Source organism: Lactobacillus helsingborgensis (assembly GCF_003173695.1).
GTDB lineage: Bacteria > Bacillota > Bacilli > Lactobacillales > Lactobacillaceae > Lactobacillus > Lactobacillus helsingborgensis.
This window is the reverse complement of the sequence record NZ_CP029544.1, coordinates 815,070-828,129: the sequence shown is the minus strand read 5'-3', so window position 1 is coordinate 828,129 and position 13,060 is coordinate 815,070. Positions and strand designations below refer to the sequence as shown.

Sequence of the window (13,060 nt, the reverse complement as noted above, 5' to 3'; positions counted from 1 at the left end):
AACCACCTTTAATCAAAGAACTTTTTAAAAAAGCTCTTAAAGCTTTTATCTTTATTTTGCGTATTATTTTTCGGTTTACTTTGCGAACTTTTTTCTCGCTTTAGTAACTCATGTCTATTATATTCTTCTTTTCTTTTTGTTTCATTAACAGCAGCCGCTCTTTTAGAAGTTTTTGTACTTTTTGGAGACGAATTTTCTTCTTGTCCTAACGAGTTACTACCGTATATTGCATTAATTACCAAAAAATCAATATCTGACATTTTATATGCATAGTTCACAACACCGAAAGCAGCTGAGTAAATTGGGTTGCGCATTCCAATCTGATCTGGTTGATAAATTCTGGCTTTGACGTTTAAAGTGTTAGCAATTATGCTATCAAAACCTTGTAGAAGGCTGCTTCCACCTGTAATCACAATGCCGCCCGGTAATTTCAAGGCATCATGCTTAATTAAACCTTTTTCAATTCTATCAATGGTTTGCATGACCCGAGCGTTGATTATTTCACTTAAATATTCCTCATCAATCATTTGTTGGCCATTGGAACCGACGCTATTTACTGCAAATTTATTTTTACTTGAGGCTAAATTAGGATCAGCATAACCATAATCTAATTTAATTTGTTCAGCGTCTCTTTTTGAAGTGCTGAGAACAACTGAGATGTCATTACTAATATCGCTGCCACCTTCGAAATCAATATTGGCATATTTAATCTGATTATTGTGAATTACAGTAGCAGTAGTAACACCTCCGCCTAAATCAAGGATAATTGAGCCAAAATGACGTTCACTTTCAGTTAAGGCTACGCTGGCAATTGCAAGTGGGGTGGGAATAAAAAAGTTGTTACGATAGCCAGCACGTTCAATAGCTTTTTTAATATTATGCAAAGGACTAGCTGGGGCAGTCAGCATGATACCCTGTACGGAAAGCGAATGAGCAATCATCTTGCGGGGATCATCAACTTCAGTTCTGCCATCAATTAAAAAACGGCTTGGCAAAAAGGCAATAGGTTCGCGTTCATTTTTAACGGCAGATCTGACTGCAGCACGTACAACACGCATTACATCCTGATTGCCGACCTCTTGACCATTATCGCCTACATTAACCAAATCGCTTGCAGTTTCAAGCTGCAACATTCCTACAGGTATACCAGTTACAACTCGATAAATATTAGCATTTGTTTTTTTAGCTATTTCTTTTAATGCTTTACTAATAGCAGATGCTGTTTCATCAATATCAACTATATTACCATGCCGCATCCCTTGATTAGGAACCGCAACTGCTCCAATTACCTTGCCTGAATCGGCTACAACCGCTTTCACACTTGTGGTACCAATGTCTAAGCCCACTAATAAATTTGAATTGTCCAAAATTTACCCCCTGTTGCTGCTTTTAAAAAAATTTTACCATAAAAGGAGCTCAAAATCAGCCTAAGTTAAACCATAAGCTCGCTTTTCGTTTGGTGTAAGTGGCCTGCTAAACGCACCTACTTCCAAATCAATCAAAGTATTTTTTCCCACTTTAGTTTTTATTTTATTATAATACTTTAATTTGCTTTTGAGGGTAGAAACGTTGCCAATAACTACATTTCCATCTTTCATTAAAAATATTACTTGGGATTTTCTGCGAGTATTGCCACTTAATAATTTGATTTGATCTTGAAAATCACTCGGTAAGCTGTTGAACAAATTTAAAGTTTCCTTTAAGGAAATTTCGTGATTGTATCCGACAAAAACCGGTTTATCTGAGCTAACTTTTGACCAAGGAATATATTGGCTACCTAATTTGCCATGTGAAAGTATCTTGCGATAGCCCTTATTTGTTTTGATATATCCTTTAGTGTGATATTCATCAATTTTAATTACTAAATTATTAAAATGTTTCACCCGAAAATTGACATTTTTAATTTCAGAGTATTTCTGGGATAATTTGTTATTTACAACTTGCTTATTAAAAAGATAGTCAACGACCTTATCACTGGCTTTTATTCCGGTAGCAGTTACTACATCTTTTACTGGCAGGTCGGTTTCTCCTTCTATTTGAATACTTTTAACATTGGCAAGAGGAGAAATATAATAACCTAAAACTAAAATCGCAAAAAGTGATATACCAACAAGGAGACCTAAACGTTTTAATAGTGCTGACTTTCTTTCATTACGTAGTTGAGAAAGTGAGGCAGAGATCTTTGTTTTAGCTTTGGTCTTTTTCTTTTGTCGATTAGATTGATGATCCAAATAAGGTGATAACTTTTCTTTTGGATCTATCTTAGTTACGCGCTTTTTAGTCAACTGCCCCACCTCCTTTTTTATTGGGAAATTTCTTGCATTACTTTAATTACTTGATCTGAAGCATCTGGAACACCCAGTTTTTTGGATGCCTGACTCATCTCATTATAGTATTTGCGATCAAGCACAATATGATCTATTGAAGAAATGAAGTTATTAATATTAAGATCATCTTCTGCAATCACCGTTGCAGCTCCTGCTTTTTCAAGATCAAGTGCATTTTTCATTTGATGATTATGAGTTACATTGGGACTAGGTATTAGAATTGCGGGAACACCCAAAGCAGTGAACTCAGCAATACTAGTAGCTCCCGACCGAGAAACTACACAAATCATTTTTGGTAATAGAGCCGGCATATCTTTTACGTATTGCAAAACCTTTATACTGTTGCCATAATCGACACCAGCCAATTTTTGCTCAATTTCCTTATAATAATATGTTCCCGTTACCCAGATAACTTGATAAGGTTTCTTTTCAAGGCGAGTCAATGATTTCAGCATTATCCTATTGATAGCTAAAGCACCCCGAGAACCACCAAATACCAGAACAGTCGGTATTTGCGGATTTAGTCCCCTTTCTTCTTGCATATCAACCTTGGTTGCAGATAAATTGAGCACCTGCTGTGAACGGGGGTTGCCGGTTTTGACCAGTTTCTTTTTTTCTCTAAACTGCTTAGCCGCATCGTCAAATGTGTAGCAAATTTTATCTACATAATGACCTAAAAACTTGTTAGCAACTCCGACGACAGAATTTGATTCGTGGATCATCGTAGGAATTTTCATTTTTGCTGCTTGGTAGACCATCGCCCCGCTGACGTAGCCACCGGTTCCCATCACCAGATCAGGCTTAAAATCAGTGATGATTTTCTCTGCTTTTTTTGTGGCTTTTAAGAACAGGTTAATTGTAGCAAAATTACTCAATATATGTTTACGAGAAAAGCCACGCATTTCAATAGTTTTAAAATTGACCCCTGCTGCCGGGACAATTTTAGCTTCCAGACCGGTTTTAGTTCCAACAAATAAAATATCATCATCGGTTGCTAAATTACGTTCTTTTAATCGTTCAATCAGTGCCATAATGGGGTATATATGTCCACCTGTTCCCCCACCAGTAAATATTATTCTCATTTTATTTCGTCTTTAATTCCTTCACAAAGTTAACAAAATAATCGCCGCGTTCTTCAAATGTCCTAAATTGATCCCATGACGCACATGCCGGTGAGAATAGTAAAACATCACCTGCAGTGGTTAAGTCATACGCCTTAGGCACTGCTTCCTGCAATGTATTTTCAATTACAATTTTAGCAATACCTGCTTTACGTGCTGCATCTGCAAGCAAATAACGGGTTTCACCATATAAAACTACAGCCTTCACGTGCTTTTTTAAGAGGGGCACTAATGAATCAAAGGTAAAGCCGCGATCTAGTCCTCCTGCAATCCAAACCTCAGGTTCAGTAAAAGACGGAATTGCTACTGAGGCCGCTTCAATATTGGTAGACTTTGAGTCGTTATAAATTTTCCGACCGTTAAGGGTCATGACATATTGTAAACGGTGCTTCGCCCCGGTAAAACTAGCTAAAACTGACCTAATGTCCTCATCAGCAGCACCCATTAATTGTGCAATTGCACTTGCAACCAGAGCATTCTGCTGATTGTGTAAGCCAGGCAACTTCATAGCAGCAGTTTTCATGATTTTTCCGTGCTGATTTTGTAAATAACCATCTGCAATAAAATAATCTGCCGTGCGATCATTTTCGGAAAAAGTTAAAACTTGAGCATTCGTTGCTTGCTTTTCCTTTTGTAAAATATCCTTCTGATCAAAGTTGGCTAAGAAATAATGAGCACTTGATTGCGTTCTAGTAACATTTAGTTTGGCATTAACGTAATTGGTGAACGTTTTATGATAATCTAAATGCACGTTATTATAAATATCAATAATTACTGCAATAACAGGATCAATATCGGTTACACCAAGAAGCTGAAAGCTTGAGGTCTCACAAACTAAAATATCATCTTTGGTAGCTTTTTCTACGACAGAAGAAATAGGTACGCCAATATTGCCTACAGCATAAGCATGGTGACCTTTTCGGCTTAAATAGCGGTCGAGTATCTGTTGTGTCAACATAACAGTGGTAGTTTTACCGTTAGAACCAGTGACACAAATATATGGTGCTTCACTGACGCTTAGAGCTATTTCCGGTTCAGTAATTAGTGGCAAATTTAATTTTTGTGCCTCTTGCACCATTGGATTCTCATACGGTATTCCAGGATTTTTAACAAGATAGTCAAAATGTTCCTGACTTAATAATTCTACCGGATGCTTGCCGCCAATAACGCGCACACCCATTTTCTCAAGTATTTGCGCATTTTGATTTTTACTTAAATCAGCCTTATCGTTCAAAGTCAGCTTTGCACCAAGTTTAAGCAGTAATTTACTTACTGCAAAACCACTTTTACCGAGGCCTAAAACTAAAATTTTTTTATCCTGATATGTTTTAACTTGCCTCATTGATTATTTTTAACCCCATATTACTAAATATAAAATACTACCTATTAAGCCGACTAACCAAAAAATAATATCAACTTTCCACTCGGAGTAACCCAGCATTTCAAAATGATGATGGATCGGTGTCATCTTAAAAATACGTTTACCCGTTGTTTGAAATGAAATTACTTGTAAAATCACGCTCGCAGTTTCACAAACGAAAACAATTCCAATTAATAAAAGCGACCACGGTCTATTTAAAAAGATGCTGACAGCTGCCAGTCCGCCTCCCAAGGCTAACGATCCGACATCACCCATGAAAATTTTAGCAGGTTTATGATTAAAAATAAAAAATGATATTAAGCCACCAATAACACTCATGCAGAAAATTAGTACCGCAAAGTTTTTTTGCTTGAATGCAATATAGGCATATGTAGCATAAGCAATAAGCGATAAACCGGTAGCCAAGCCATCTAAACCGTCTGACAAGTTAACAGCATTAGAAAAACCTACCAACCAGAAAACGACGAATAAGGTAAAAATGATAACGTTACTAACCATGCCGAAAAACGGCAGATAAAGATTAAATTTAAAATGATCAGTTGTTGCTATCATCACGATGATAAGAGCAACTAAAATTTGCAAGGAAAATTTCTGCCACGCACGTAAACCTAAATTACGTTTGTAAAAGAGTTTGATGCCATCATCTAAAAAGCCAATAATACCGTAACCCAGCATGCTTATTAGCAATATCCACATCAACTTAGATACTTCATGTTGCCATGCAGAAACCCAAATAGTAGAAATGGTTGCTGCTAAAACAAAAACCACTCCGCCCATAGTTGGTGTACCGGATTTTTTTTCATGCCATTTTGGCCCTTCATCACGAATTTCCTGTCCTTCATGATGTGACCTCATAAAAATAATCATCCAAGGTAAAACAATTCCTGTGAATGCCAACGAACTTACTAATGCAATAATGCTAATAATCAGCATAAAATGCTACTCCTTTAATTGTATTTTGATTTTGGTTCCTGTTTTTAGAGGCTTTTGAGCAGAAATACTCTGCTTATGAACCACGCCTGAGCCTTTGATGCTTAATTTGACACCTGTTAAGTCAGCAAATTGATGTAATTCATCAAGATTCCAGCCCTTCATGTTCGGACAAATAAGTTTGCCATTCGTCCGCACCAAAATAGTTTTTCCAGCTTGCTGCTTTTGTCCCTTAGGATAAGACTGCTCTGTTATTTTCGAGCCCGTCCCAATTTTTAACAGTTTCAAACCGACACGCTGTGTGACCTTTTCAGCTTCTTCATAGCTTAACCCCTTCATATCTGGCACTTTAACTACCGTTGAGCTATTCAGGTCATTTTTTGACATCATGATCACTCTGTTCATCATTGGTTTAAAAATTGATGAGAGAATGACTTCTGCAGGTTTACTCATCCTGCGAGGTTGTTTAACAGTAATGTAAATGCAATAACGCGGGTGTTTCGCCGGTGTAACCCCAACAACAGAAAAGATATAATTATTATTACCTTTTAAATAGCCTCCACCTTTAAGGTTAGCTATTTGCGCAGTACCTGTTTTAACAGCAATACTTTGATTTTTCATTTGGTAAGCTGCACCGGTACCAATTCGTTTATTTAAAACCCGGCGCATGTTTTTAAGCACAACTTCCGCTGTTTCCTTTGTATAAACTGGTTGACCCACATTTTTAATTTGATAGCCGGTAATAGTATGATTATTGGCATCAGTAATCTTTTCCACAAATTGCGGCTTCACCATTTGACCATTATTTGCTAAACTGCTAAAAGCTTGCATCATTTGCATGACATTTACGTCAACGCCCTGACCAAAACTGGTAACAGCTTGATCAATTGGAGAATTAAAGGCGATGGTTCCCGCCTGTTCGCCAGGTAGTGTAACTCCCGTTTTTTGACCAATATGAAATCTTTTGAGGTATTTCTTCCACGTTTTCGCTCCCATCTGCTGTTCAATATGAACAAAACCAGTATTACTTGAGCGGGGGAAAGCTTGTGAAAAAGGTATGCTGCCCCATCCACGAGGTTGCCAGTCATGAATTACGGAACCATTAACTGTAACAGAACCAGAATTATAATATTGGTTAGGATGGTAATTTCCGCTATTAACAGATGATGAAAGTGTTAATACTTTAAAAACAGAGCCTGGTTCATATGTATCTTGTACCAAAATATCGCGGTAGGACTTTTTCAAGCCCTTTTTTGTTTGCGGGTTAAAAGTTGGCCTTTGAGAAGCAGCTAAAACTTTGCCCGTTTTGATATCTTCTACAACTGCAGTCATAGAAACAGGGTTAAAAGTATTTTGCACATACGACAATCTACTTTCAAGATATGCTTGCAGTTGTGAGTCAATAGTCAAATAAATATTGTTACCATTTACAGGTGCCTTATAAGTATGGGCACTGTTAGGCGTTTGAAAGTTTGAAGCATCGACAGCTGATAGCTGGTAACCGTTCTTGCCAGTAAGCACATCATCATACCAGGCCTCCAGCCCCATTGTCCCCTCTAAATTTTGCTGTCTGGTCTTTTCATCAAACTTGGGTGTAGCCATGCCAATTATATGAGAGGCAAAGTTACCATTGGGGTATAAACGCGACTGGGTTTCAAAAAATTTAATTCCAGGCAGTTTCATTTTTTCAATTTGAACCTTTTGCTTTTTGGTCAAATTAGAACCTGCAGTACCAAATTGTACCTGAAAAACAGAATGTGAAGGGTTAAGATAATTTAAAATTTTGTCTGCTTTAAGGGGTAAGACCTGAGACAATTTTTGGGCAGTTTTATTTTTATCTACTACATACTCCGGCTTATTTTTATAATTGATAGAAGACTTGTCTAGAATTGCATAAATAGTGTACAAGTGAGAATCTTGAGCCACTGCCAAACCATTACGATCATAAATAGTGCCGCGATTAGCCTTTAGCACTTGGTTACGCATATATAACTGCTCAGTCTTGGCTGTTAAATTCTGCCCATTAACTTTATTTGAAATACCAATATATAAAAATCTACCTATAAATACAAGAAAAACCAAAGCAACAGCTACCTCGAGAAATCTCCCGACTGTAAAACGGTATCCGTGAGCTTTGGATTGTTCAGTATTCGAATTACTAACGCGTTTTTTCATTAGCGTAAAGTCCTAATATTTTTTTCATTCAAAGCCAACCCCTTGCTGCGAGCAATCTTATTCATGCGCGAGCTCGAAGTTAGTTCTCCTAGTTCTTGATGCAAATCTCCAACTTGACTCTGACTCTTAGCAACAGAACGTTGCACATTTGTAAGTTCATGTTGAGCTGAAGTAGCAGAAATACTGGAAGAAACAAGCATTGTCATTAAGCCAATTGTAATCAGCACTCCTACTGCAAGCAAGAACTTCTCAAAGCCAGTCCAGGCCACATTGTGATGATTAAGAACCTGACGTTGTCTTTGTTGTAGAACTTTTTGTTCACTAGGATTAAACTCTACTTTTCTTGCTAAATTATCAGCCATTGCCTTTTCCTCTTTATAATTTTTCTGCAACCCGCAACTTTGCACTGTGTGAGCGGTTATTATTTTTAAGCTCTGCAGCAGAAGCTACAATTGGTTTGCGGTTAACCAAACGAAGTGTTGGTTTCATATCATCTGGTATCACAGGCATCCCTCTTGGAACTTCAACCTCAGAATATTTCTTAAAAATATTTTTCACGATCTTGTCTTCATCAGACTGAAATGTAATCACGCAAATCCGACCACCTGGCTTAAGGAGCGCAATAGCCTCCTCAAGCGATTTATTTAAAACTTCAAGCTCGTGATTTACAGCGACACGTAAAGCTTGAAAAGTCTTCTTTGCAGGATGTCCACCAGTTCGACGTGCATACGCTGGAATTGCTTCCTTAATAACCTCAACTAGTTCAAAGGTTGTTTCAATTGGCTGTTTTTGTCTTTTAAGAACAATTTTATGGGCGATTTGACGAGAAAATTTTTCACTGCCAAATTGATACAAAATATCAGCTAACTCTTTTTGGCTTGCATTATTGACAAGTTGATATGCATCAAGACTTTGAGTTTGATCCATCCTCATGTCCAGCCTAGCATCAAAGCGGTAAGAAAAGCCTCTTTGTGCTTGGTCGAATTGAGGTGAAGATACGCCTAAATCATAATAAATACCGTCAATGCCATTCTGGTAACCCAGCTTAACCAAGTTAATTTTTAAATGACTAAAATTGTCGTGTACTAGTTGTAATTTAGGTTTTGCATCAGATTTGAGTAAATCAGCAAAGTTTAACTTGGCCGAATTTATTGCATATTCATCTTGATCAAAGCCGATTAAAGTGCCATTTGCAAGTTGATCTAGTAAATATTTTGCATGTCCGCCACCACCAAATGTCGCGTCTACATAAAGACCACCATTTTTTGGTTTTAAATTTTCTATTGTTTGGTGTAAGAGTACACTGGTGTGTTTGAATTCCATAGTTATAGTTCAATATCATCCAAATTTTCTGCGATATCATCATAGTTTTCGTTTGCTTCATCACTGAAGTTTTCCCAACGTTCTTTCGACCAAATCTCTATTCGGTCAGAAACTCCTACAATGACACATTCTTTAACCAAGGCTGCGTGTTTCTTCAACGTTGTGGTCAGATTTACACGACCTTGTTTATCAAATTCACATTCCATCGCACCAGAGTAAAACAAACGCGTAAAACTACGCGCGTTTCTCTTAGTTAATGGAAGTTGCGCTAATTTAGCTTCAATTTTTTGCCATGCTTCAGTAGTATAGCCAAAAATACAGCCTTCCATTCCGCGGGTAAAGATCATCTTGTCACCAATTTGACTACGCAAACGGGCAGGTATAATTAAACGCCCTTTGCTGTCGAGATTGTGATGAAATTCACCCATGAACATGGCTTAGCCCCCTTCCACTGAATAATTTACCACAATTCACCACTTCCTACCACTTTTTAATCAAAAAAAGCTAAATATTTATTTTTTAATGACACGAAAAGCAAAAGTCGCAAACCTGTTCGGGTTTGCGACTAGTATTTTTGCTAATTTTTTTATTTTAAGTTTGACTATATCATCATAAATAACAGGCCTAAATACCAAAAAATTGTGTTCACTGTTAAATAGTTCCAGATTTTACGCATTGTTTTGCCTAAGGAAAGGTTTTTGTTTTTGACAGCATCGGAAACGGCAAGCAAGATTACCAAAAAGAAAAAAACAAAAAAGCCATAGGGTAAAAATTCGGGTTTTTGCTGCTGTTTAGTTATCAAATGACAACCATATATGAAAAATATGGGCAATAAGTCATAGCCCCTAAACTGAGCTTTGGGGAAAATTTTATTTACAATAAAAGCCAATGCCAGTCCTATTAATGGAATTATCAAAATCGAAAACATTTTTATTATAACCTCGTTTATTAATTTCTATTTTATCCTACTAGTCGTTTGAAAAAAACAATTAAGTAGCATAAAATATTGTTCAAATAGGGAGGTCTATCAATGACGCGAAGACATAAGAAAAAAAGATCTAAATTTGAAAAACTAACGATCGCAATGGCTTGGTTAATGGCGATTATTACTTTAGCAGCAGTTGTAATGCAAGCTGTAGGCGCCCTTGGCTTTATCCAATAAAAAAGAGTCTGAGAAAAAAGTGCTCTTTGAAGTTAAATTAAAAAATTTCACAATTTAAAAAGACCGACAAATCAACGTTTTATTGACGTGATTTGTCAGCCTTTTTAGTTAGGTTAGAGTTTTTTCCTGGACTCTTTTTGTTAGCGATAATTTTCTAAATTAATCATAAATGGATGGTCTCGTGCTAAATTCCACCATAATCTATATGTAACTGCTGCAAAAATAAAAGACCAAATTAAAGTAGGAAAAATACTTTGCAAAAGGCTTGTAAAAGCAATATTAGACAGACCGGTTACATTGAGAACAAGCCAAGTAAAAGAGTCAACTAAAATTGCTGCAACTAAAACTGCTAAAATCCGAGCCCAAAAAACTTCGGGTAAAAAACGTGCGACCTTTTGTAAAAGCCAGCAAAGTAGTGGCAAACAAACTGCATAAATACCAATGATGCCAAAGGAATATATATCACTAACAACGCCAGCACCCAAAGCAAGCCAAATTTCTTTTGCATTCGTATCATCAAAAAGTGCAATTAGCATCATACTTACAGGTAACAACAAATTTGACGCATTACCAAATGAAAAGAATTGGTGGAGATAAAATGACAAACTGCCATTTACTGCTAGAGCAACAAACAAGGCAAAAGCAAGACTAAATTTTTGCAAAGACCTCATTAGTCATCCACCTTTCTTTTGATAATTGTAACAACAGAAGGGTCATTTAATTCCCCAGCTGGTGTAATCTTAACTAGGTCAGATAGACCAAATGTATCATGTGTTGTCGTTGCAATTGTACCCACAAGCAAGCCTTTAGGAGAATTACCTCCCATACCGCTGGTGTATATCTTTGTACCACGCTTTAACTTTTTACCGTCAACTGCTTGCGTAAAAGCTAAAGTATTATTACCAATAACAGTGATGATACCATGTACTTTTTTACCATTTACAGCTTGAGCTTCAACTGCAAAACGGTTAGCTGATTTATCACTCGTAGTAATTAATTCAACTTTAGCCGAAGCAGCATTCACCTCTACAACACGACCAATAACGCCTCCTCCAGACATTACTGCCATATTTTTACGTAATCCTGCTGTTGTCCCTTTATTAATGATTAAAAGATCTGACCAACTGTCTGGCGAACGAGAAATAACTGAAGCCTGAATTTTCTCATAATCTGTCAAACTTTCTTTTAATTTAAGGGCTGATTTAAGTTGCTTATTCTCAGCTTCAAGGGTGGCATTCCGAGTTTTTGTTTGTTCCAAATCAGTAACTTTACTCTTTAAATAGTTGTTTTCATTCTGAGTATTCATAAGATCGTGAACATTATTCAAACTGCCAGAAACAAAACTAAGAGGAAAATCAATTATCCTTGCACCAACAGCAACTACATCGTTACCAAAACTTTGAATAATCATGGGAGTATTTCGCTTGTTACGCATAGAAACACTGCCACCTAGAATAGCAAAAATCAAGACCACTATTATACATGCTGATAATAATTTCTTATTTTGTAAAAATTTCTTCATATGGAAACAGTCCCTAAAGAAAAGTCGGCACTAATAGCCGACTAGTTTATTTATCTGCGACTTTTACGCATTACTTCGATATTTTTCAGAGACTCACCGGTACCAACTGCGACACAATCTAACGGATCTTGTGCTATGAAAACTGGAACTTTAGTAGCTTCTGAAATAACATCAGGCAAATTCTTAAGTAAAGCACCACCACCAGTTAGCACAATACCATGATCAATAACATCAGCTGCAATTTCGGGAGAAGTTTGCTCCAGAGTTTCTCTGATTGCTACAATAATATCTTGTACAACATCTTGAATAGCTTTGGAAACATCAACAGCTTTAACATCAACTGATTTAGGCAAGCCCGTGACTAAATCACGACCACGAATATTAACTGATTCAATGCCCTCAGCTTTTTCAACTGAAGCCGAACCAATTTGAATCTTGATATCTTCAGCAGTTCTTTCACCGATTAGAAGGTTAAAGTTAGAATGAACATAATTTACAATAGCATTATTGAATTTGTCGCCGGCTTGACGAATTGAAGTAGAGGAAACAATACCACCTAGTGAAATAGTTGCAACATCAGTAGTACCGCCACCAATATCAACTACCATAGAGCCAGTTGGATCCATTACTGGTAGACCAGCACCGATTGCTGCAGCAAACGGTTCTTCAATCACATAAGCTTCACGTGCGCCAGCAACCCTTGCAGCATCAATAACTGCTCTTTTTTCAACCTCTGTGACGCCTGAAGGTACACAAATCATAGCTGATGGTTTGGAATTACCTACTGTCTTTTCGATGAAATATTTTAACATTGACGCTGTGGTATCATAATCAGCAATTACACCATCTTTCATTGGTCTGATTGCTACGATACTTTCAGGCGTTCTACCAATCATTTCCCTTGCTTCTGAACCAACCGCGATTACTTTCCCAGTATGGGTGTTCTTTGCCACTACAGAAGGCTCTCTTAAGACAATGCCTTTGCCTTCCATGTAAACAAGGGTATTGGCAGTTCCTAAATCAATGCCAATATTTTTTGCTCCTAATCCAAACACGAAAATCTCTCCTTATTATTGCAGTCTCTAAATCTTGAATAATTATAGCATAAAGTGCAACTTA

General features: G+C 37.0%; 14 protein-coding genes. 1 reads left to right on the top strand and 13 read right to left on the bottom strand.

What is annotated here, in order from left to right:
• Positions 1-8: 8 nt before the first annotated feature.
• The 10 genes from ftsA to DLD54_RS03885 all read right to left on the bottom strand — a co-directional run bounded on the left by ftsA (position 9) and on the right by DLD54_RS03885 (position 10,185).
• The gene (gene ftsA, locus DLD54_RS03930; protein ID WP_109918307.1) at positions 9-1,367 is read right to left on the bottom strand and encodes a cell division protein FtsA; all 1,359 of its coding nucleotides are present in this window, start codon (positions 1,365-1,367) and stop codon (positions 9-11) included.
• 60 nt (positions 1,368-1,427) lie between these two features.
• Positions 1,428-2,285, bottom strand: coding sequence for a cell division protein FtsQ/DivIB (locus DLD54_RS03925; protein ID WP_109918306.1), 858 nt, complete (start codon positions 2,283-2,285; stop codon positions 1,428-1,430).
• Positions 2,286-2,302: 17 nt separating this feature from the next.
• Positions 2,303-3,409 carry an undecaprenyldiphospho-muramoylpentapeptide beta-N-acetylglucosaminyltransferase gene (gene murG, locus DLD54_RS03920; RefSeq protein WP_109918305.1) on the bottom strand — a complete coding sequence of 369 codons (1,107 nt, stop codon included), beginning with the start codon at positions 3,407-3,409 and terminating at the stop codon, positions 2,303-2,305.
• 1 nt (position 3,410) lies between these two features.
• Positions 3,411-4,790: a UDP-N-acetylmuramoyl-L-alanine--D-glutamate ligase gene (gene murD, locus DLD54_RS03915; protein ID WP_109918304.1), complete on the bottom strand. Its 1,380-nt coding sequence runs from the start codon at positions 4,788-4,790 to the stop codon at positions 3,411-3,413.
• Positions 4,791-4,799: 9 nt separating this feature from the next.
• Positions 4,800-5,762: a phospho-N-acetylmuramoyl-pentapeptide-transferase gene (gene mraY / locus DLD54_RS03910; RefSeq protein WP_109918303.1), complete on the bottom strand. Its 963-nt coding sequence runs from the start codon at positions 5,760-5,762 to the stop codon at positions 4,800-4,802.
• Positions 5,763-5,768: 6 nt separating this feature from the next.
• Positions 5,769-7,934: a penicillin-binding protein gene (locus DLD54_RS03905; protein ID WP_109918302.1), complete on the bottom strand. Its 2,166-nt coding sequence runs from the start codon at positions 7,932-7,934 to the stop codon at positions 5,769-5,771.
• On the bottom strand, positions 7,934-8,296 hold the full coding sequence (ftsL, locus tag DLD54_RS03900; protein ID WP_109918301.1) for a cell division protein FtsL: 363 nt from the start codon (positions 8,294-8,296) through the stop codon (positions 7,934-7,936). Before ftsL ends, DLD54_RS03905 begins: the two co-directional genes overlap by 1 nt.
• 13 nt (positions 8,297-8,309) lie before the next feature.
• Positions 8,310-9,257 (bottom strand): 16S rRNA (cytosine(1402)-N(4))-methyltransferase RsmH, encoded by a 948-nt coding sequence (rsmH, locus tag DLD54_RS03895; RefSeq protein WP_109918300.1) that lies wholly within the window; start codon positions 9,255-9,257, stop codon positions 8,310-8,312.
• 2 nt (positions 9,258-9,259) lie between these two features.
• On the bottom strand, positions 9,260-9,691 hold the full coding sequence (gene mraZ, locus DLD54_RS03890) for a division/cell wall cluster transcriptional repressor MraZ (RefSeq protein WP_038522316.1): 432 nt from the start codon (positions 9,689-9,691) through the stop codon (positions 9,260-9,262).
• Between the two features lie 167 nt (positions 9,692-9,858).
• Complete coding sequence (locus tag DLD54_RS03885; RefSeq protein WP_046327039.1) at positions 9,859-10,185, bottom strand: DUF3397 domain-containing protein; 327 nt, start codon at positions 10,183-10,185, stop codon at positions 9,859-9,861.
• A 102-nt stretch (positions 10,186-10,287) separates the two neighbouring features.
• On the opposite strand from DLD54_RS03885, the gene DLD54_RS03880 reads away from it, so the two are divergent.
• Positions 10,288-10,419, top strand: a complete 132-nt coding sequence (locus tag DLD54_RS03880; RefSeq protein ID WP_084608687.1) for a DUF4044 domain-containing protein — start codon at positions 10,288-10,290, stop codon at positions 10,417-10,419.
• A gap of 140 nt (positions 10,420-10,559) precedes the next feature.
• Here DLD54_RS03880 and mreD read toward each other — a convergent pair whose 3' ends face one another.
• Genes mreD through DLD54_RS03865 form a run of 3 tightly spaced genes read right to left on the bottom strand, consistent with a single transcriptional unit; the run spans position 10,560 to position 12,996 of the window.
• The gene (gene mreD / locus DLD54_RS03875; protein ID WP_109918299.1) at positions 10,560-11,090 is read right to left on the bottom strand and encodes a rod shape-determining protein MreD; all 531 of its coding nucleotides are present in this window, start codon (positions 11,088-11,090) and stop codon (positions 10,560-10,562) included.
• On the bottom strand, positions 11,090-11,941 hold the full coding sequence (mreC, locus tag DLD54_RS03870; RefSeq protein ID WP_109918298.1) for a rod shape-determining protein MreC: 852 nt from the start codon (positions 11,939-11,941) through the stop codon (positions 11,090-11,092). The genes mreD and mreC overlap by 1 nt, the downstream gene beginning before the upstream one ends.
• A gap of 50 nt (positions 11,942-11,991) precedes the next feature.
• The gene (locus DLD54_RS03865; protein ID WP_038522305.1) at positions 11,992-12,996 is read right to left on the bottom strand and encodes a rod shape-determining protein; all 1,005 of its coding nucleotides are present in this window, start codon (positions 12,994-12,996) and stop codon (positions 11,992-11,994) included.
• Positions 12,997-13,060 lie beyond the last annotated feature (64 nt).

Bases quoted from the DNA above. Each gene is read 5' to 3' on its own strand.
- murG (WP_109918305.1), bottom strand. From the start codon at position 3,409: ATGAGAATAATATTTACTGGTGGGGGAACAGGTGGACATATATACCCC.
- murD (WP_109918304.1), bottom strand. From the start codon at position 4,790: ATGAGGCAAGTTAAAACATATCAGGATAAAAAAATTTTAGTTTTAGGC.
- mraY (WP_109918303.1), bottom strand. From the start codon at position 5,762: ATGCTGATTATTAGCATTATTGCATTAGTAAGTTCGTTGGCATTCACA.
- DLD54_RS03905 (WP_109918302.1), bottom strand. From the start codon at position 7,934: ATGAAAAAACGCGTTAGTAATTCGAATACTGAACAATCCAAAGCTCAC.
- ftsL (WP_109918301.1), bottom strand. From the start codon at position 8,296: ATGGCTGATAATTTAGCAAGAAAAGTAGAGTTTAATCCTAGTGAACAA.
- rsmH (WP_109918300.1), bottom strand. From the start codon at position 9,257: ATGGAATTCAAACACACCAGTGTACTCTTACACCAAACAATAGAAAAT.
- mraZ (WP_038522316.1), bottom strand. From the start codon at position 9,691: ATGTTCATGGGTGAATTTCATCACAATCTCGACAGCAAAGGGCGTTTA.
- DLD54_RS03885 (WP_046327039.1), bottom strand. From the start codon at position 10,185: ATGTTTTCGATTTTGATAATTCCATTAATAGGACTGGCATTGGCTTTT.
- DLD54_RS03880 (WP_084608687.1), top strand. From the start codon at position 10,288: ATGACGCGAAGACATAAGAAAAAAAGATCTAAATTTGAAAAACTAACG.
- mreD (WP_109918299.1), bottom strand. From the start codon at position 11,090: ATGAGGTCTTTGCAAAAATTTAGTCTTGCTTTTGCCTTGTTTGTTGCT.
- mreC (WP_109918298.1), bottom strand. From the start codon at position 11,941: ATGAAGAAATTTTTACAAAATAAGAAATTATTATCAGCATGTATAATA.